Source organism: Mesorhizobium sp. B2-6-2, from assembly GCF_006440615.1.
GTDB lineage: Bacteria > Pseudomonadota > Alphaproteobacteria > Rhizobiales > Rhizobiaceae > Mesorhizobium.
This window is the reverse complement of record NZ_VFUG01000032.1, coordinates 1-18548: the sequence shown is the minus strand read 5'-3', so window position 1 is coordinate 18548 and position 18548 is coordinate 1. Positions and strand designations below refer to the sequence as shown.

Here is an 18548-nt window from a genome sequence, read left to right as displayed (position 1 = left end):
GGAGGAATCCACCATGCGCACCATGCTCACCCTTGCCTTGCTTGCCGTCGCAATGCCCGCCTTGGCCGCAAACCACGCGGTTGAGATCAAGGACATGAAATTCCACCCGGCCAAGATCAGTGTCGCCGTTGGCGACACCGTGACCTTCACCAACGCCGATTCCAAGACGCACACCGCCACGGCGGATGACCGTTCCTTCGACACCGGGCAACTCGCGAAGGGCAAGCGCGCCAAGGTCAAGATATCGGCCGCCGGCGCGCATCCGTTCCATTGCGCGATCCACAGCTCGATGACGGGCACCGTCACGGCGAAATAGGCGGCGGCCGCGGAACCGCCAATCTCCACCCGTTGCCCGCACCACCAAGGTGTTCCTCTGCCGCTGCGGCCATTCGGCGAACAAGCGGTTTTGTGATGGGAGCCAGATGAGGGTGGATTCATGGGGTAGGCGTTGGAGCTGCCAATCTCCCCCTCGTGGGGGAGATGTCCGGCAGGACAGAGGGGGGCGCCGTAGAGCGCGAACCTTAACAATCACCGAGCGATCCAAATGCTCCATACACCGCTGCCGCCAAAACACCGCGCCAACGCCAGATCAATGCGCAAGGTGATGACAGCAGCCGAGTTGAAGCTTTGGAACGAGCTTCGTGCCCATCGGTGCCAGCATATCGTGATCGTGACCGGGCTCGGAAGTCCATCCGAATAGTGCGGCAGGTCGGCGGGACAGCGCCCCCCTCTGCCCTGCCGGGCATCTCCCCCACGAGGGGGGAGATTGGCTAACCTCACTGGCCCATCCCTCCCGCCTTTATCCGCCGGCGCGTATCGGCTAAGGGCTTCCCAACAAAGCCCTCGACCCCGGACCGCCATTCCAAAATGACCGCCAAGCCTCACCCTCTCTTCCTCGGCATCGACACCGGCGGCACCTACACCGACGCGGTGCTGTGGTCGGAGGAAGGCGGCCCCAAGGGCAAGGTGCTGGCCAAGGCCAAGTCGCTGACCACGCGCCATGACCTCGCCGTCGGTATTTCCGGCGCGGTCGACGCGGTGCTGGAACAATCCAGGACTGATCCGGTCTCGATAAAACTGGTTTCGATGTCGACGACCTTGGCCACCAACGCGCTGGTGGAAGGCCAGGGCGGGCGCGTGGCGCTGGTGATGATCGGCTTTTCAGAGGCCGACCTCGCCCGCGATGGGCTAAAGGCCGCTTTAGGCACCGACCCGGTGGTGTTCTTGCCCGGCGGCCATGACGTGCACGGCAATGCGGCGAAACTCGACCTTATCGGGCTCGAGGCGGCGCTGCCGGAACTTGGGCGTTCAGTGTCGGGCTTTGCCGTCTGCGCCTATTTCGCCACCCGCAACCCGGCGCATGAGCTTGCTGCCCGCGACCTCATCCGTAACAAGACCGGCCTGCCGGTCACCGCCAGCCACGAGCTTTCGGCCAAGCTCGGCGGCCCGCGCCGCGCGCTCACCACCTTGCTCAACGCGCGCCTAATCTCGATGATCGACCGGCTGGTCGCGGCGACCGAGGGCTTTCTTGGCCAACGCGGCATTGCCGCACCCCTGATGGTGGTGCGCGGCGACGGCGCGCTGGTCTCGGCGGCCTTTGCCCGTCAGCGGCCGATCGAGACGATTCTGTCCGGCCCGGCCGCCAGCCTTGTCGGCGCCCGCCACATGACCGGGCTGGACGACGCCATGGTCTCGGATATCGGCGGCACCACCACCGATGTCGCGGTGCTCGATGGCGGCCGGCCGCGGCTCGATCCGGAAGGCGCCACCGTCGGCGGCTTCCGCACCATGGTCGAAGCCGTCGCCATGCGCACATTCGGCCTTGGCGGCGATTCGGAAGTGACGCTGGAAGGCGGCGCGCTCGACCCAAAAATCCTGCTTGGGCCGCGCCGCCTGGTGCCGCTGGCGCTGTCCGGCATGGTGCATGGCGAGGCGGTCACCACCGAGCTGGAGCGCCAGCTGCGAGCGCCCAATCCCGGCCGCATGGACGGGCGCTTTGCCCTGCGCACCGGCGTGCCGGAGCGGCTCGCCGCCGGCCTCACCGGTCCGGAAGCGAAGCTCTACGAGACGATCGGCGCCACCCCGCTAGCGCTCGACAGGCTGCTCGCTTCGAATGCGCAGAACGCTACGCTGAACCGGCTGGTCGCGCGCGGGCTGGTGCACATCTCGGGCTTCACGCCGTCCGACGCCGCCCATGTGCTGGGAAAACAGGCCAATTGGGACGCCGCCACCGCCCGGCTCGGTGCCGAGCTTTTCGCCCGCCGCCGCGACGGCCGCGGCCAGACGATCGCGGCGACGCCGGAGGAGATTTCCGCTCGCGTGCTCGTCACGCTGACCCGCTGGTCGGCCGAATACATTTTGGAAACCGCCTTCGCCGAGGACGGGCTGGACGGCGCCGCCACCGTCGCGCATGCGCTGGTACAGCGCGCCGTCGACGCCCATCCCGGCATCGCCCGCTTCACCGTCGCGCTCGACCGCCCGGTCATCGGCCTCGGCGCCTCGGCGCCGCTGCATTATGCCGGCCTGCCGCCGCTGGTCGGCAATGGCTGCATCGTGCCGGAAGACACCGATGTCGCCAACGCGCTCGGCGCCGTGGTCGGCCAGGTGCGCGTCTCGGCCGAAGCCCGCGTCAGCCAGCCCAAGGAAGGCCTGTTTAGGCTGGCCTCGGGCCAGACGGTGCGCGACTTCACCGAGGAGGACAAGGCGATCGAGGCGGCGCAAGCCGATGTGCGGGCGCTCGCCGCCGATCGCGCCAAGGACGCAGGCACCGACAGTGCTGAGATCCACGTTTCCACCGAGTTCAAGGTATCGACCATCGAGGGCCAGCGCATGTTCATCGAGGCGCATGTGGTGGCCGTGGCGTCGGGACGGCCGCGGATTGCGGTGTGAGGAAGAGCGTAATCTCCCCCCTTGTGGGGGAGATGGCCGGCAGGCCAGAGGGGGGGCGCTGTCCCGCCAGCGTCTCCGTTCTTCCGCCTCTCCGACAGCCAGTCTGGGTGACATTTGCACGGGATAGAGAGTGACAAGGTTGGCGTTCCTTCGCGCCCCCCTCTGCCCTGCCGGGCATCTCCCCCACGAGGGGGGAGATCAGCAGCTTCGCCGCCCCGCCAAATCCTCCCTACACCCTAAGCTGAATTGACCCCGCAACCCCAAACATGCCAAACGCCCGGCAAGCCACCTATCTGGAGACGTGCAGATGACCGACCGCATCGAGATCGCCGGGTTGCGGATTGCCCGGGAGCTCCATGACTTCGTGGCCGCGGAGGCCACGCCCGGCACCGGCATCGATCCGGAAAAATTCTGGACCGGCTTTTCAGCGATCGTCCACGACCTCGCGCCGAAGAACCGCGCGCTGCTCGCCAAGCGCGACGCCATGCAGGAGAAGCTCGACGGCTGGTATCGTGAGAACGGCGCGCCGCTCGACATGGAGGCTTACAAGACTTTCCTCAAGGAGATCGGCTATCTGGTGCCGGAAGGGCCGGCCTTCAGCGTCTCGACCGAGCATGTCGATCCCGAGATCGCCGTCGTTGCCGGGCCGCAGCTGGTCGTGCCGGTGATGAATGCGCGCTATGCGCTCAACGCCGCCAATGCGCGCTGGGGCTCGCTCTATGATGCGCTCTACGGCACCGACGCCATTGCCGAAACCGGCGGCGCCGAGAAGGGCAAGGGTTTCAATCCGGCGCGCGGCGCCAAGGTGATCGCCTGGGCGAAGGATTTTCTCGATCACTCGGTGCCGCTGACCACCGGCAAATGGGCGGGCGTCAATGGGCTGTCGGTGGCGAATGGCGCGCTGAAAGCCGGCGAGGGCGCCGGCGCCACGACGCTCGCCGATCCAAGGCAGTTCGTCGGCTATCGCGGCGATGCCGCCACGCCGGAAGCGGTGCTTCTGGTCAAGAACGGGTTGCATATCGAAATAGTGATCGACCGCGCCAACCAGATCGGCAGGACCGATCCGGCGGGCATCGCCGACGTCCTCCTCGAAGCCGCGTTGACCACCATCCAGGACTGCGAGGATTCGGTCGCCGCCGTGGATGCGCAGGACAAGGTCGTCGTCTACCGCAACTGGCTCGGCCTGATGAAGGGCGACCTCGCGGAAGAGATCACCAAGGGCGGCAAGACCTTCGTCCGCAAGCTCAATGCCGACCGGAGCTACATTTCACGCGCGGGCGGCACGATCACCTTGCCCGGCCGCTCGCTGATGCTGGTGCGCAATGTCGGCCACCTGATGACCAATCCGGCGATCCTGGATCGTGACGGCAACGAGGTGCCGGAAGGCATCATGGATGCGGCGCTCACCGCGCTGATCGCGCTGCACGATGTCGGCCCGAACGGCCGGCGGATGAATTCCCGCGCCGGCTCGATGTATGTGGTGAAGCCGAAGATGCACGGGCCGGAAGAGGTCGCCTTCGCCGTCGAGATTTTTGATCGCGTCGAAGCGCTGCTCGGCATGGCGAAGAACACCATCAAGATGGGCATCATGGACGAGGAGCGGCGCACCACCGTCAACCTCAAGGAAGCGATCCGCGCCGCAAGAGAGCGCGTGGTGTTCATCAACACTGGTTTCCTCGACCGCACCGGCGACGAGATCCACACCTCGATGGAAGCCGGCCCGATGATCCGCAAGGGCGACATGAAACAGGCCGCCTGGATTTCCGCCTATGAGGCCTGGAATGTCGATATCGGCCTGGAATGCGGGCTCGCCGGCCACGCCCAGATCGGCAAAGGCATGTGGGCGATGCCGGATCTGATGGCGGCGATGCTGGTTGAGAAGATCGTCCATCCCAAGGCCGGCGCCAATACCGCCTGGGTGCCGTCGCCGACGGCCGCCACGCTGCACGCGACGCACTACCACAAGGTCGACGTGCACGCCGTGCAGGCGGCGCTGAAGAACCGGCCGAAGGCAAAGCTCGACGACATCCTGTCGGTGCCGGTAGCGGTGCGGCCGAACTGGACGCCGGACGAGATCCAGCGCGAGCTTGACAACAACGCGCAGGGCATTCTCGGCTATGTCGTGCGCTGGATCGACCAGGGCGTCGGCTGCTCGAAAGTGCCCGATATCAACGATGTCGGCCTGATGGAGGACCGCGCCACGCTGCGCATCTCCTCGCAGCACATCGCCAACTGGCTGCGCCACAAGGTTTGCTCGGAAATCCAGGTCAGGGATTCGCTGCAACGCATGGCGGCGATCGTCGACCGCCAGAATGTCGGCGACCCGCTCTACCGGCCGATGGCGCCGGACTTCGACAATTCCATCGCCTTCCAGGCCGCCTGCGACCTGGTGTTCAAGGGGACGGTGCAGCCCAACGGCTATACGGAGCCGGTGCTGCATAAGCGGCGGCTGGAGCTGAAGGCGCGCGAGCAGTAACGCGCCCGCGGGCGCAAGCGGCGCCGATCACATAAAAGAGATATCGAGGTGATCGGCGACCGGCCCGCAAGGCATTGACGATTTTCAATCTACCTACTAGTTGGTAGGCAATGAATGAAAGGAACCGTCATGCCTGCACGAATGAACCATGCCCAGTCCTCAAACGGCTGGCTCAAAAGCTACTATTTTCTGCGGTTTGCCGTGTCGGCGGCCTGGGTCGCGGTAGCCTTCACCGTCGCCAGGTCGGTTCCGCCGCTCGCCGCTGTCATGCTGGTGGCCTACCCTGCCTGGGACGCGCTCGCGAACTATATCGACGCGCAGCGCAGCGGCGGCTTGGGCCGCAACAAGTCGCAGCTCCTTAATTTCGCCGTCAGCATTCTCACCGCGATCGCGGTCGCTATCGCGCTTGGCCGCAGCATGAATGCGATGCTCGCGGTCTATGGGGTCTGGGCGGTCGTCTCCGGCGCGTTTCAGCTTCTCACCGCGGTGCGTCGCTGGAAGAGCAACGGCGCCCAATGGGCGATGATCCTGAGCGGCGCGCAATCGGCGCTGGCCGGCCTGTTCTTCGTCAAGATGGCGCGCGGCGCCGATGCCATCGGCATCGCCAACGTGGCTCCCTATGCCGCTTTCGGTGCCTTCTATTTCCTCGTGTCCGCCGTGTGGCTTTCCGTCGGCGATATTCTTCGCAAGTCGCGGCAGGTCGCGAGTTGAGGTAGGCATGTCCATGGACAAGCCCTCGAACACCGCCGATGACATACTGGCCGCCGCGCGAAGCTTCATCGTCGCCGGCGGCTATAACGGGTTCAGCTACGCCGATATCGCCGACGTGGTCGGTATCCGCAAAGCCAGCATCCATCATCATTTCCCGAGCAAGGTCGACTTGGTGCAAACCCTGGTCAAGCGCTACCTCGAGGATGCCGTGACGGGCATGACGGAGCTAGAGCGCAGTGTGCCTGCGCCGCCTCAGTTGCTGCGCACCTATGCCGGCTTCTGGGCGCAGTGCATCGAGGACGCGAGCAGGCCGATCTGCGTCTGCGCGCTGCTTGCCAGCGAGCTTCCGGCCCTTCCGCCTGAGGTGGCCGCGGAGGTCCGAGCCTATTTTCAATTTCTCTCGCGGTGGCTGACCGGCGTCATCGAGCGCGGCGCCGCGCAAGGCACATTGACGATCGCCGCCGCGCCGCGCGTCGAAGCGGAGGCCTTCATGGCGACCGTGCACGGGGCGATGATTTCCGCGCGGGCCTATGGCGATGTCCTGACCTTCGGCATGATCCTGGCGCCGACGCTGCAGAAGCTGATCCCGGCTCGAGATTGAAGAGGGACGAAAGCCAGGCTCGCTTGCGGTCACGCCGCCTGTGCCATGCGCTCCGCGCTCATCCGATAGGAGATCGCCTCGGCCAGATGGATGCGGCCGACGGTTTCGCTGGCGTCGAGGTCGGCCAGCGTGCGCGCCACCTTCAGCACGCGGTGATAGGCCCGCGCCGAAAAGCCGAGCTTTTCGCTGGCGTCCTTGAGCAGCGCCAGCCCGGCGCTATCGGGCTTGGCGATCTCCTCGATGATCGAGGGCGGGCAGTGCGCGTTGGTGGTGGCGCCCGCGCCCAGTCTTTCCAACCGCTCGCGCTGCATGGCGCGCGCACGCGCCACGCGCTGCGCCACCGAAGCACTTGTCTCGGCCTTGTCCGGCCGGATCAGGTCGCTGGCCGAGACTGCCGGCACCTCGATCCTGAGGTCGATACGGTCGAGCAGCGGGCCGGAAATGCGCGCCTGGTATTCGGTGCGGCAGCGGTCGCCGCGCAGGCAGCGATAGCCGGGCTCGCCCGACATGCCGCAGCGGCACGGATTCATCGCCGCCACCAGCTGGATGCGCGCCGGATAGGTGACGCGGTGGTTGGCGCGCGCGATCATGCAGTCGCCTGTTTCCAGCGGCTGGCGCAGCGCATCCAATGTCTGCGGCGTGAATTCCGGCAACTCGTCGAGGAACAGCACGCCGTGATGGGCGAGCGAGATCTCACCCGGACGTGCGCGCAGCCCGCCGCCCACCATCGCCGCCATCGAGGCCGAATGATGCGGGGCGCGGAACGGCCGCCGGTCGGTCAGCTTGCCTTCGCCGAGCTCGCCCGCGACGGAAGCGATCATCGACACTTCGAGCAGCTCCTTCGGTGCCAGCGGCGGCAGGATCGAGGGCAGGCGCTGCGCCAGCATCGACTTGCCCGAGCCGGGCGGCCCGACCATGAGCAGGTTGTGGCCGCCGGCGGCAGCCACTTCGACCGCCCGCTTGGCGCTCTCCTGGCCCTTGATGTCGGCGAGATCCGGCAGGTCGCGCGCCGCAAGCTGGATGCCGGCCTCGGGCCGCGACAGCACCTGCGTGCCGCGAAAATGGTTGGCGACGGCAATCAGGCTGCGCGGCGCCAATATGTCGAAATCCTTGCCTGCCCAAGCCGCCTCCGGGCCGCAGGCGAAGGGACAGATCAGGCCCTTGCCTTCGGCATTGGCGCCGATCGCCGCCGGCAGCGCGCCGGCGACGCCCGTGATCGTGCCGTCGAGCGACAATTCGCCAAGCACCACGTAACCGGCGAGCATGTCGCCCGGAATGGCGCCGAGCGCCGCCATCAGGCCGAGCGCGATCGGCAGGTCGTAATGACTGCCTTCCTTGGGCAGATCGGCCGGCGCGAGGTTCACCGTCACCTTCTTCGACGGCATCGACAGGCCCGACGCATGCAGCGCGGCCTGCACGCGCTCGCGGCTTTCGGCCACCGCCTTGTCCGGCAGGCCGACGATCTGCATGCCGACCTTGCCCGGCCCGACCATCACCTGGACATCGACCGGCAAAGCCTCGATGCCCTGGAAAGCCACCGTGCGAACCCGCGCCACCATCTTTCAAGCCCCCGGATGCCGGCTCCCGCGCGGCGCTGCGATCAGGCCGCGCAAGACCTCACGCCAGACAACCACAGATTTGTGGCTTAGGCAAGAACATTACGGGAACATCGCGCGTCGTTCGTTTCCGACGGCGCCGCCGCGAAGGATTACCCCCGCTTGCCCTCAACGCAATCCCAGAACAGGCTGGCGATATCCGCGCCGCCAAAACGCTGCACTTCACGCACGCCGGTCGGCGAGGTCACGTTGATCTCGGTCATGTAGTCGCCGATCACGTCGATGCCGACGAGGATGAAGCCCCGCTCCCTGAGCGCCGGTCCGATGCGGGCGCAGATCTCGCGCTCGCGCTCCGTCAGCTCGGTCTTCTCGGCGCGGCCGCCGACATGCATGTTGGAGCGCGAATCGTGCTCGGCCGGCACGCGGTTGATGGCGCCCACCGGCTCGCCGTCGATCAGGATGATGCGCTTGTCGCCCTTGCGCACGTCCTTCAGGTAACGCTGGACGATATAGGGTTCGCGGAACAGCTGGCCGAACATTTCGAGCAGCGAGGCGAGGTTGCGGTCGGCCTCGTGCAGATGAAAGATGCCGGCGCCGCCATTGCCGTAGAGCGGCTTGACGATGATGTCGCCGAATTCCTTGCGGAAGGCCGCCACCTCCTGGGGGTCCTTGGTGATCAGCGTCTCCGGCATCAGGTCCGGGAATTCGGTGACGAAGATCTTTTCCGGGCTGTTGCGCACCCAGGCCGGGTCGTTGACCACCAGCGTCTTCGGATGGATGCGCTCCAATATGTGCGTGGTGGTGATGTAGTTCATGTCGAAGGGCGGGTCCTGCCTCAGCAGCACGACGTCCATCTCGGAGAGGTCGGTGCGCACCTTCTCGCCCAGCGCGTAATGGTTGCCCTTCTCGTCGCGCACCTGCATCTCCTCGAGGCGCGCGAACACCTTGCCGCCCAGCATCGACAGCCGGTCGGGCGTGTAGTGGAAAAGCTTGTGGCCGCGCCGCTGCGCCTCCAGCGACAGCGCGAAGGAGGTGTCGCCGGCAATCGACACGGTGGAGACATGGTCCATCTGGACGGCGATCTTCAACGGCATTTGCGGTCTCCGGGGAACTCAGACGCCCGATATAAGGAAATCGGCGGCGCCTGCCAATCGTGCTCGCTTGGTGCAGAAGCTCAGAGACTGTTTCGAAATTCGCTCTGGCGAGTCATATGGTGGTGATTTCGAGAACCGGAGCGGAGCGGACATTTGGGTCCGTGAGCCTGCGCATGACAAGAAAATCGAAATCGATTTTCGGAAAGGATCATGCGCCAAGTAAAATTGCTGCAGCGTCCTTTGCGCGTCCAAGAGGACGCGCGGCGCTGCAGTAGCGCAGAAAACGCCATCAGATGGCCGCCCGAGTAGAATTTCCAAACGGTCTCAGCGGTCGAAGACCAGCCTGGAGTAGCCGAGGAAGGACAGCGCCATCGCGACGATCGAGGCAAAGGCCAGCGCCGCCAGCGGCGGCAGCGCCGGCAGGGTGAACAGGACGGCGCAATAGATCAGATAGTTGACGATGCCGGTGGCGACGCCGACACCGCCATAGCGCGCGCCTTCCTGCGCGATGCCCCGGCTCGACGGCGCAAAGGTCAGATGGCGGTTGATCTGCCAGGTGACGCAGAGCGCGAAGCCGATCGACAGCACACGCGCCGCCATCGGGCCGAGTGGCGTGGCGGCAAGCAGCAGCCAGAGCGCCGCTGCGTCGGCGACAAAGCCGATGCCGCCGGTAAGGATGAAGCGGACGAGGCGGTCCACTATGCCGCCCCCTAGGCCGCCCGTGGGGCCTTGCCCGGCTCGCCCTTGGGCGAGGCCTGCCCGGATATCCTGCGCTCGGCGCGGCCGGAGGAAATCGACAGATAGAAGATGCGCTTCTGCTCGGCCCGGCCGCGCGACACCGAATCGAGGATCAGCCCGGTCATCATCGACAGCATGGCCAACAGCAGCATGCCGATCGACAGAACCCAGGTCGGCATGCGCGGCACCAGCCCCGTCTGCGCGAACTCGACCAGCACCGGGATCATCAGGCCGATGCTGGCCGCGAGGAAGAACAGCGCGAACGTGCCGAAGAAGCGCAGCGGCTGCGTCTCCTTCACCAGCATGGCGAACATCCACAGGATCCTGGCGCCGTCGCGGAAGGTCGACAGCTTCGACGACGAGCCTTCAGGGCGGCGGCCGTAATCGAGCGCGATCTCGCTCACCGGCAGCTTGAGCTGCGAGGCATGCACCGACATCTCGGTCTCGATCTCGAAGCCGCCGGAAACGGCCGGAAAGCTTTTGACGAAGCGGCGCGAAAACACCCGGTAGCCGGAGAAGATATCGGTGAAGTCGGTCCCGAACAGACCCTTGTAGAGGCGGTTGAAGATGCGGTTGCCGAAAGCATGACCGTTGCGGCCGGCATCGTCGGTCACGCCGCGCCTGGTGCCCACCACCATGTCGGAGCGCTCGGTCTGCAGGACGTTGATCAGCTGCGGCGCATCCTCCGGCGCATAGGTGCCGTCGCCGTCGGCCATCACATAGATATCCGCGTCGATGTCGGCGAACATGCGCCGCACCACATTGCCCTTGCCCTGGCGCGGCTCGCGCACGACGACGGCGCCGGCGGCGCGGGCTTTCAGCGCCGTGAGGTCCTTGGAATTGTTGTCATAGACATAGATCGCGGCCGAGGGCAGCGTCTCGCGGAAGCGCCGCACGACCTCGCCGATCGTCAGCTCCTCATTGTAGCAAGGCAGGAGCACGGCGATGACCGGCTCGTGGCGGACTGCATGCGGCATGTCTGTCTCCGGACGCCCGATCCAGCCTCCGGCCGTCCTCATGCCGGCCCCGTCGAGCCGTTTTACTATTTATTGAAGCCGTTAAGGCTAGGTTTAAAACCGATCCTCTCCCTCCAAAGGCCACCGCAATGGGCACAGCCGAGACCGGCGCCGCCGCCTGGAAGTCCGATCTGGCGCTGGCGCTGCTTGCCGCCCTGCTCGCCTTCGCCGTCGATGCATGGGCCGGTTTTGGCCAACTGACCGATGCCGGCGGCGACAACGACAATCTGCTGCGCCTCGTCGAGGTCCGCGACCTGCTGGCCGGCCAGGGCTGGTTCGACCTGCACCAATACCGGATGGGGCTGGAAGGCGGCTTCGTCATGCACTGGTCGCGGCTGGTCGACGCGCCGATCGCCGCCATCGCGCTTGCCGCCTCGGCGCTCACCGGCAGCAGGCCGCTCGGCGAGGACGTGGCGCAGGTGCTGTGGCCGGCGCTGCTCCTTTGGTCGACCTTGTTCTTCACCGCCCGCGCCGCGCGCAGCTTCGGCGGTGGCGGCGCGGTGCTGCCGGCCATCCTGATCGGCGCAGCCGGCTATTATTTCATCGGCATCTATGACCCCGGCGCGCTCGACCACCACAACGCCCAGCTGATGCTCACCATGGCGAGCCTCGCTTTGCTGCTCGAGGCGCCTTCCCGACGCTGGGCCGCCTTGTTGTCCGGCCTCTGCGCCGCGCTGACGCTCGCCGTCGGCATGGAAACCCTGCCCTACGTCGCCACCATCGGCGTTTGCGTGGCGCTGCTGTTCGTCGCCGATCCAGGCGGCGAACGGGCGATCGCCCGGGATTTCGGCCTTGGCTTTGCCGGTGTCGCGGCGCTTGTCTTCGCCGTCACCGTTCCGCCTTACGCATGGGGCGTGGCGCAGTGCGACGCCTTCTCCGTCGCGCAGTTCGTCGTCGCGGCCATTGCCGGCGTGGGGCTTGCTGCAATCGCCTCCGTCGAGCCCGCCGCCGGCAGCTGGCCGCGCAGGCTGGGGTCGCTTGCCCTTCTGGGGGTCGTGCTCGGCGTGGTCGTGGCGGTGCTGTTCCCGCAATGCCTCTCCGCGCCTTATGCCTCCCTCGATCCGCGCCTCAAGGAACTGTGGCTCGACCATATCGATGAGGCCCAGTCGCTGTTCGCGCTGCTTGTCCGCGATCCGGCGCGTGTGGCGGCGCGTTACGCGACGCCGCTGGTCGCGATCGTCCTGATGGCACGGCACTTGCGCCGCGGCGGCTGGCGGCGGCAGGACAGCCTCGTTGCGCCACTGCTCGTCGTCGCCTTCGCGGTCGGCGCCTGGCAGGTGCGCGGCACCACCTTCTCGATCGCCTTTGCCGTCGTTCCGCTGTCGGCCTGGATCGCCAAATGGCGGGCGCGGGCCGAAACCAGCTCCTCGCTCGGCGTGGCGCTGCGCCTTGCGGCCGTCTGGCTGGTCTCAATTAACCCGGTCTGGACGGGCGTCGCCGCGGCCGCCTCGGTGGCGTTCGAGAAAGGCAAGGCCGTCGCCGACGGCGGCGCCTCGGACAGGACTTGCCAGAAGAAGGCCAGTTTTGCGCCTCTCGGCGGAATGGCCGATACCACCGTGCTGACGATCTCCAATCTCGGAGCGCCGGTGCTCGCTTATAGCGGCCATCGCGTTTTCGCCGGCCCCTATCACCGCAACGTCGCCGGCAATCTCCTGGTGCTGGACGCCTTTCTCGGCTCGGCCGATGACGCGCGGGCAATCGTCGAGGCGCATCGCGTCGGCCTCGTCGCCATCTGCCCCGGCAATGTCGAGACCCTGATCCTGACCCGGAAGGCGCCGCAGGGTTTCCTTGCCGGCCTGCTGCGCGGCTCCGTGCCGGACTGGCTCGAGCCGGTTGGCGAGAAGGGCAGCCCGATCGAGCTCTATCGCATTAAGCAAGCTGGCTAAAGCAATTCCCGAAGGTGCGAAACGGCCTTCGCTGCGCAATTGCATTCCACAGGAGACCGTTCGATACTTCTATTAGAAGTTATGCATAAACGAATATTGGAGGTTGGGTTACCATTTCTTGTCCAAAGCTGAGCCGCCGGCGAGCCAAGCAGCTTCTGGACGATGGAAAATCGATTTTCCCGATACTTTTCCTAAACGCTTTGCTGCCACTCTGGCCTTAAATACCGACATCAGAACAGAGGCGTGATGCAAACGACGTTTGGCACCGGCCAGCCAGGCAAGGAAAACACGGATCTGGCCTTCACGGATTCGTTGACCGGGCTCGGCAACCATCGTCGCTTCTTCGACAAGGTCGATCGCCTGATCAGCGACCGCGCCGACGATCCCGCGCCCTTTACCGTCGGCATCCTCGACCTCGACGGATTCAAGCCGATCAACGACCTGTTCGGCCACAAGGCCGGCGACGACATCCTGATCCAGGTGGCTATGCGGCTGCGCGCTTCGATGGACGGCTATTCCACCGTCTGCCGCATCGGCGCCGACGAGTTCGCCTACCTCTATCCGATGGTGTTCTCGGAGGAGCAGGCGGCCGAGACGTCGCGCATGCTGATCGAGATATTGTCGGCGCCCTATGATGTCGGCGAGCGCACCGCGAGGCTTTCGGCCTCGGTCGGGTGCTCGCTGTTCTATTCCGGCGACGAGACCACCGAGATCCTCCTCAACAAGGCCGAGACTGCGCTCTATCACGCCAAGCGTTCGGGCCGCGGCCGCGTCGTCGTCTACACCCGCGAGATGGAAGAGGCGGCCAAGCGCGTCACCCGCATCGAGCAGGCGCTGCGGCGCGCCGTCTCGGCCGGCGAAGTCGAACCGCATTTCCAGCCGATCGTCGACTTGAGCAGCCGCCGCACCATCGGCTTCGAGACGCTGGCGCGCTGGACCGACCGCGACCTCGGCGTCGTGCCGCCATCCGTCTTCATCCCGATCGCCGAGGAACGCGGCATCATCGGCCCGCTGTCGCAGCTGGTGCTGCGCAAGGCGGCCGAGGCGGCGCGCAGCTGGCCGAAGGAACTGTTCTTGTCCTTCAACCTGTCGCCCTCGCAGCTCGTCGACCAGAACACCGGCCTGCATATCCTGGCCATCCTCGACCGCACCGGCTTCGATCCACGCCGGCTTGAGATCGAGATCACCGAGACTGGCCTGATGAACGATCCGGCCTCGGCCGAGAAGATCGTCGAGGACCTGCGCCGCGTCGGCATCCGCGTCTCGCTCGACGATTTCGGCACCGGCCAGTCGTCGCTCGGCCGCCTGCGCGAGTTCCATTTCGACAAGCTCAAGATCGACCGCGCCTTCGTCTCCTCCATCCTCGACGACCGGCCCTCGGAGCACATCATCCGCGCCATTCTCGCAATGTGCGAAGGGCTCGGCATGGATGTTGTCGCCGAAGGCATCGAGGACGAAGCGCAGGCCGACCGCCTCGTCCAGTTCGGCTGCGCAGGCGGGCAGGGCTATCTGTTCGGCAAGCCGGTCGATGCCGACGCCACGCTCGGCTATCTGCGCGATTCCTATCGTGGCGCGCTGCACGCCAAGGCGATCTGACTAGTCCCCCGGTACAGGGATTTTGGCCGTCGGCTCTGTTTGCGTTGGCAGGCGGCATGCGTTGGAGATTGGCCGAAACGCCCATCGCGGTCGTCATTCCAGGGCGGAGCAGGAGCGAAGCTCCGTCGCGAAGACCCTGGAATCCATGCCGTTACCTTCGCCAAGGCGTGCAACGGAGCAGAATTCTGCACCGCGGCGGCGCTTCCAAGTCGCGGAATGGATTCTATGGTCTGCGGCCGCGTCGCTTCGCTCCTTGCTCCGCCATAGAATGACGACGTTGAGGGCGGCTTCAACCAATCTCCGGCGTTTGCGCTGATTTCACGCAAATGAACGGAAAATCTTGCACCAAGACAAACGCCAACCTTTCAAAATCCCTGTGTCGGGGAACTAGAGCTTTCCGGCTGTTCGGAAGACCGGCCGGCGCTGCTTTGGCGGTGTGCCGATCATTTGTCAGACATAACGCCGGAAATCCGACGTTTCCCGCTTGCTCCCGCGCTTTGTCTGGCTAGGATGCGCGCCGGCCAAACGGGAGAACAGATCATGATGCCATCGGCGCGTTTCGCCGACCTCGACGGCGCCTCCGTGCTGATCACCGGCGGCGGTTCCGGCATTGGTGCCGCGCTCACCGAAGGCTTTATGCGGCAGGGCGCCAACGTCGCTTTCATCGACATCGCCGACAAGCCAAGCACCGCCCTTGCCGACCGGCTGGAGAAGGAGCTCGGCCGCCGCCCGCTCTACCTCAGCGCCGATCTGCGCGACATCGCGGCACTGCGCGCCGCCGCCGCGAAGGCGGCCGAGGCGCATGGCGACGTCACGGTGCTGGTCAACAATGCCGCGCTCGACGAGCGTCACGCAGTGGAAGACGTCACCGTCGAATTCTGGGACAACAACCTTGCGATCAACCTGCGCCCGCATTTCTTCACCGCCCAGGCCGTGGCGCCCGGCATGAAGCGGGCCGGCGGCGGCTCGATCATCAACTTCACCTCCACCTCCTATCTGATCAACCACCCCGATATGCCGGCCTACACAGCGGCCAAGGCGGGCATTCTCGGCCTGACGAAAGGTCTCGCCGGCAAGCTCGGCGCCGACCGCATCCGCGTCAACGCGGTGGCACCAGGCTGGGTTATCACCGAGCGCCAGCGCGAGCTCTGGGTCACCGACGAGGCGCTCGCCGCCCATGTCGCCAAGCAGTGCATCAAGGATGTCATGCAACCCGACGACATGGTCGGCACGGTGCTGTTCCTGGCGTCGGACGCCTCGCGCATGCTGACTGCCCAGATGCTGATCGTCGATGGAGGTTTCCTGTGAGCCCGGCACCAGCGGTCGCTGCGCTCGACTGGGGCACGACCAGGCTCAGGGCCTGGCTGCTCGACGGCTCGGGCAAGGTGCTTGCCGAGCGGCGCGGCGACGACGGGCTGATCACCGCCCGCGAAAAGGGCTTTTCGAACGTGTTGGAAGGCCATCTTGCCGCCATGGGCGCGCCGGACATGTTGCCGGTCATCATCTGCGGCATGGCCGGTTCCCGGCAGGGTTGGATCGAGGCGCCTTACGTCACCGTGCCGGCGCCGATCGGCGCGATTCTGCGCGGCGCAGCCCGCATCGAGGGTGCGAGCCGCGACATCCGCATCGTGCCCGGCCTCGCCCAGCGCCTGGCCGACGCGCCCGATGTGATGCGCGGCGAGGAAACCCAGCTTGCCGGCGCCGGTTTGCCGGCAAAGGGACGCCACCTCGTCTGCATGCCTGGCACGCATTCCAAATGGGTCGCGGTCGCGGACGGCGTGGTCGAAGGTTTCGGCACCTGGCCGACCGGGGAACTATTTTCCGTGCTGGCCACGCACTCGATCCTGAAACATTCGCTGGGCGAGCACCCGGCGCCTGTCGCCGCGGACAGCCCGTTCTTCCGGCAATGGTGCGAGCGGGCTTTGGGCGAAGGCGGCGACGTCACCTCGAAACTGTTTGCCATCCGCGCCGCCGGGCTTCTGCAGGATTTGCAGCCCAACGACGCGGCGGCCTCACTATCCGGCCTGCTGATCGGCGGCGAGATCGCCTCGGCAAGGCGGCGCTATGGCGTTAGCGAAGCGCCGGTGGTGCTCATCGCCTCGGGCACGCTGGCCGAGCTTTATGGCACAGCGCTGGGCCTAGCCGGCCTTGCCTTTCGCAGCGTGGACGCCGATGAAGCGGTGCGTGCCGGCCTTGTCGAAGCCGCGCGCGAGAACGGCATGATTGGAGGCGCTTCATGAGCCAGACCGCACCCTTCCCGAAGCTCAGGCGCGGGCTTGTCGCCATCCTGCGCGGCCTGAAGCCGTCCGAGGCGGTGGCGATCGGCCGGGCGATCCACGACGCCGGCATCGAGGCGATCGAGGTGCCGCTCAATTCGCCGGAGCCGTTCGTCTCCATCGCCGATCTGGTCGAGGCGCTGCCGCAAAGCGCGCTGGTCGGCGCCGGCACGGTGCTGACGGCGACAGACGTCGACGCCTTGCACAAGGCCGGCGGCAAGTTGCTGGTCAGCCCCAACATCGATGCCGAGGTCATGGGCCGCGCCATGCAATACGGCATGGTGACGATGCCTGGCGTGTTCACGCCGACCGAAGCCTTCCAGGCGATCCGGCTCGGCGCCTCGGCGCTGAAATTCTTCCCGGCAAGCGTGCTTGGATCGAGCGGCATCGCGGCGATCCGCGCCGTGCTGCCGGCAACGACGCTTGTCGGTGCCGTCGGCGGCGTTTCGGACAAGGACTTTGCCGGCTACAAGGCGGTCGGCGTCAGCGTCTTCGGGCTGGGATCGAGCCTCTACAAGCCGGGCGCGAGCGTCGAGGACGTGGCGCAGCGCGCCCGCGCCGCGGTCGCCGCCTGGGACGAAGCCTTCGGAGGATGACAATGGACGGCGTTTCGGTTTTTTCCGACCATATCTGCGAGCTCGGCGAGGGCCCGAGCTACGATCCCGCCACCGACACGCTGTTCTGGTTCGACATCGTCAACGGCAAGCTTCTGGAAAAGCCGCTCGCCGGCGCGCTGAAAGTGCATGATCTCGGCGTCATGGCCAGCGCCATCGCGGTCATCGACGCCGACCGGCAGCTCATTGCCACCGAGATCGGCCTGCAAGTTCGGGACGTCAAGACCGGCAGGCTGACGCTGCACACGCCGATCGAGGCCGACAATCCGCTGACGCGCTCCAACGATTCGCGCGTTCATCCCTGCGGCGCCTTGTGGACCGGCACAATGGGCAAGGACGAGCAGAAGGGAGCCGGATCGATCTACTGGTTCTTCAAGGGCGAATTGCGCCGGCTGTTTTCGGGCATCACAGTCTCGAATTCCATCTGCTTCTCGGAGGACGGCAAAATCGCCTACTACACCGACACCGCGACCGGGCTTCTGATGCGCGTCGCCTGCGATCCGGCGACCGGCCTGCCGGCCGGCGAAGTGAAAGTGTTCGTCGATCATCGTTCTTCGAAGGGCTATGTCGACGGTTCGGTCGTCGACCGCGACGGCGTGCTGTGGAATGCCGTCTGGGGCGGCAAGGCGGTGAAGGCCTATTCCCCCGACGGCACGCTGCTGCGCGAGATCGCCATGCCGGTGACGCAGGCTTCCTGCCCGGCCTTTGTCGGCCAGAAAGCCGACCGGCTGGCAGTGACCTCCGCCTGGAAAGGCAAGGACGAGAGGCAGCGTGCCCTCGACCCGCAGGCCGGCATGATCTTCCTGCTCGACATTCCAGTCTGGGGCCGCTTCGAGCCGCGCGTGCTGATCGCATAATTCCTCGACACAGGGGTTTTGAAAGATCGCCGTTTTGACGAGGGGCGAGCTTTCCCGCTCGTTCCATGAAATCAGCGCAAACCCTGGAGATTGGCCGAAGGCTCCCAACCTCGTCATTCCAGGGCGGAGCAGCCGCGAAGCGGCGTCGCGCAGACCCTGGAATCCTGTGTGTTGATTCCGGTGTATGGTTGAAGTGGGAAGGAGGCCGAGTGGATCTTGGTCGTCCTTTCGGACAGGC

At 66.0% G+C, this 18548-nt stretch carries 15 protein-coding genes and 1 pseudogene; 12 read left to right on the top strand and 4 right to left on the bottom strand.

Going from position 1 to position 18548, the window contains the following annotated elements; genetic code table 11:
* Window positions 1–13 precede the first annotated feature (13 nt).
* The 6 genes and pseudogenes from FJ419_RS30060 to FJ419_RS30030 all read left to right on the top strand — a co-directional run bounded on the left by FJ419_RS30060 (window position 14) and on the right by FJ419_RS30030 (window position 6677).
* The gene (locus FJ419_RS30060; RefSeq protein WP_140700772.1) at window positions 14–316 is read left to right on the top strand and encodes a cupredoxin family copper-binding protein; all 303 of its coding nucleotides are present in this window, start codon (window positions 14–16) and stop codon (window positions 314–316) included.
* 228 nt (window positions 317–544) lie between these two features.
* A pseudogene (locus FJ419_RS31355) lies at window positions 545–652 on the top strand (DUF559 domain-containing protein); the annotation flags it as partial.
* A gap of 215 nt (window positions 653–867) precedes the next feature.
* Complete coding sequence (locus FJ419_RS30045; RefSeq protein ID WP_140700771.1) at window positions 868–2889, top strand: hydantoinase/oxoprolinase family protein; 2022 nt, start codon at window positions 868–870, stop codon at window positions 2887–2889.
* A 307-nt stretch (window positions 2890–3196) separates the two neighbouring features.
* The gene (locus FJ419_RS30040) at window positions 3197–5365 is read left to right on the top strand and encodes a malate synthase G (protein WP_140700770.1); all 2169 of its coding nucleotides are present in this window, start codon (window positions 3197–3199) and stop codon (window positions 5363–5365) included.
* 129 nt (window positions 5366–5494) lie between these two features.
* Window positions 5495–6076, top strand: coding sequence for a DUF308 domain-containing protein (locus tag FJ419_RS30035; protein WP_140700769.1), 582 nt, complete (start codon window positions 5495–5497; stop codon window positions 6074–6076).
* Between the two features lie 13 nt (window positions 6077–6089).
* Window positions 6090–6677 carry a TetR/AcrR family transcriptional regulator gene (locus FJ419_RS30030; protein WP_140700782.1) on the top strand — a complete coding sequence of 196 codons (588 nt, stop codon included), beginning with the start codon at window positions 6090–6092 and terminating at the stop codon, window positions 6675–6677.
* A gap of 29 nt (window positions 6678–6706) precedes the next feature.
* Here FJ419_RS30030 and FJ419_RS30025 read toward each other — a convergent pair whose 3' ends face one another.
* From FJ419_RS30025 to FJ419_RS30010, 4 genes are all read right to left on the bottom strand, one after another.
* Entirely contained in the window at window positions 6707–8236 is a 1530-nt protein-coding gene (locus FJ419_RS30025; protein ID WP_140700768.1) for a YifB family Mg chelatase-like AAA ATPase, read from the bottom strand.
* 149 nt (window positions 8237–8385) lie between these two features.
* Window positions 8386–9327 carry a glutathione synthase gene (gene gshB / locus FJ419_RS30020; RefSeq protein ID WP_140700767.1) on the bottom strand — a complete coding sequence of 314 codons (942 nt, stop codon included), beginning with the start codon at window positions 9325–9327 and terminating at the stop codon, window positions 8386–8388.
* 324 nt (window positions 9328–9651) lie between these two features.
* On the bottom strand, window positions 9652–10026 hold the full coding sequence (locus tag FJ419_RS30015; RefSeq protein ID WP_140700766.1) for a GtrA family protein: 375 nt from the start codon (window positions 10024–10026) through the stop codon (window positions 9652–9654).
* A gap of 11 nt (window positions 10027–10037) precedes the next feature.
* Complete coding sequence (locus tag FJ419_RS30010) at window positions 10038–11042, bottom strand: glycosyltransferase (RefSeq protein WP_140700765.1); 1005 nt, start codon at window positions 11040–11042, stop codon at window positions 10038–10040.
* A gap of 128 nt (window positions 11043–11170) precedes the next feature.
* On the opposite strand from FJ419_RS30010, the gene FJ419_RS30005 reads away from it, so the two are divergent.
* From FJ419_RS30005 to FJ419_RS29980, 6 genes are all read left to right on the top strand, one after another.
* The gene (locus tag FJ419_RS30005) at window positions 11171–12967 is read left to right on the top strand and encodes a GtrA family protein (protein ID WP_140700764.1); all 1797 of its coding nucleotides are present in this window, start codon (window positions 11171–11173) and stop codon (window positions 12965–12967) included.
* A 246-nt stretch (window positions 12968–13213) separates the two neighbouring features.
* The gene (locus FJ419_RS30000; protein WP_140700763.1) at window positions 13214–14563 is read left to right on the top strand and encodes an EAL domain-containing protein; all 1350 of its coding nucleotides are present in this window, start codon (window positions 13214–13216) and stop codon (window positions 14561–14563) included.
* Between the two features lie 540 nt (window positions 14564–15103).
* Window positions 15104–15871, top strand: a complete 768-nt coding sequence (locus tag FJ419_RS29995) for an SDR family oxidoreductase (protein ID WP_140700762.1) — start codon at window positions 15104–15106, stop codon at window positions 15869–15871.
* Window positions 15868–16803, top strand: coding sequence for a 2-dehydro-3-deoxygalactonokinase (locus tag FJ419_RS29990; protein WP_140700761.1), 936 nt, complete (start codon window positions 15868–15870; stop codon window positions 16801–16803). The genes FJ419_RS29995 and FJ419_RS29990 overlap by 4 nt, the downstream gene beginning before the upstream one ends.
* Entirely contained in the window at window positions 16800–17435 is a 636-nt protein-coding gene (locus tag FJ419_RS29985) for a 2-dehydro-3-deoxy-6-phosphogalactonate aldolase (protein ID WP_140700760.1), read from the top strand. Before FJ419_RS29990 ends, FJ419_RS29985 begins: the two co-directional genes overlap by 4 nt.
* Window positions 17432–18310, top strand: coding sequence for an SMP-30/gluconolactonase/LRE family protein (locus FJ419_RS29980; RefSeq protein ID WP_140700759.1), 879 nt, complete (start codon window positions 17432–17434; stop codon window positions 18308–18310). Before FJ419_RS29985 ends, FJ419_RS29980 begins: the two co-directional genes overlap by 4 nt.
* Window positions 18311–18548 lie beyond the last annotated feature (238 nt).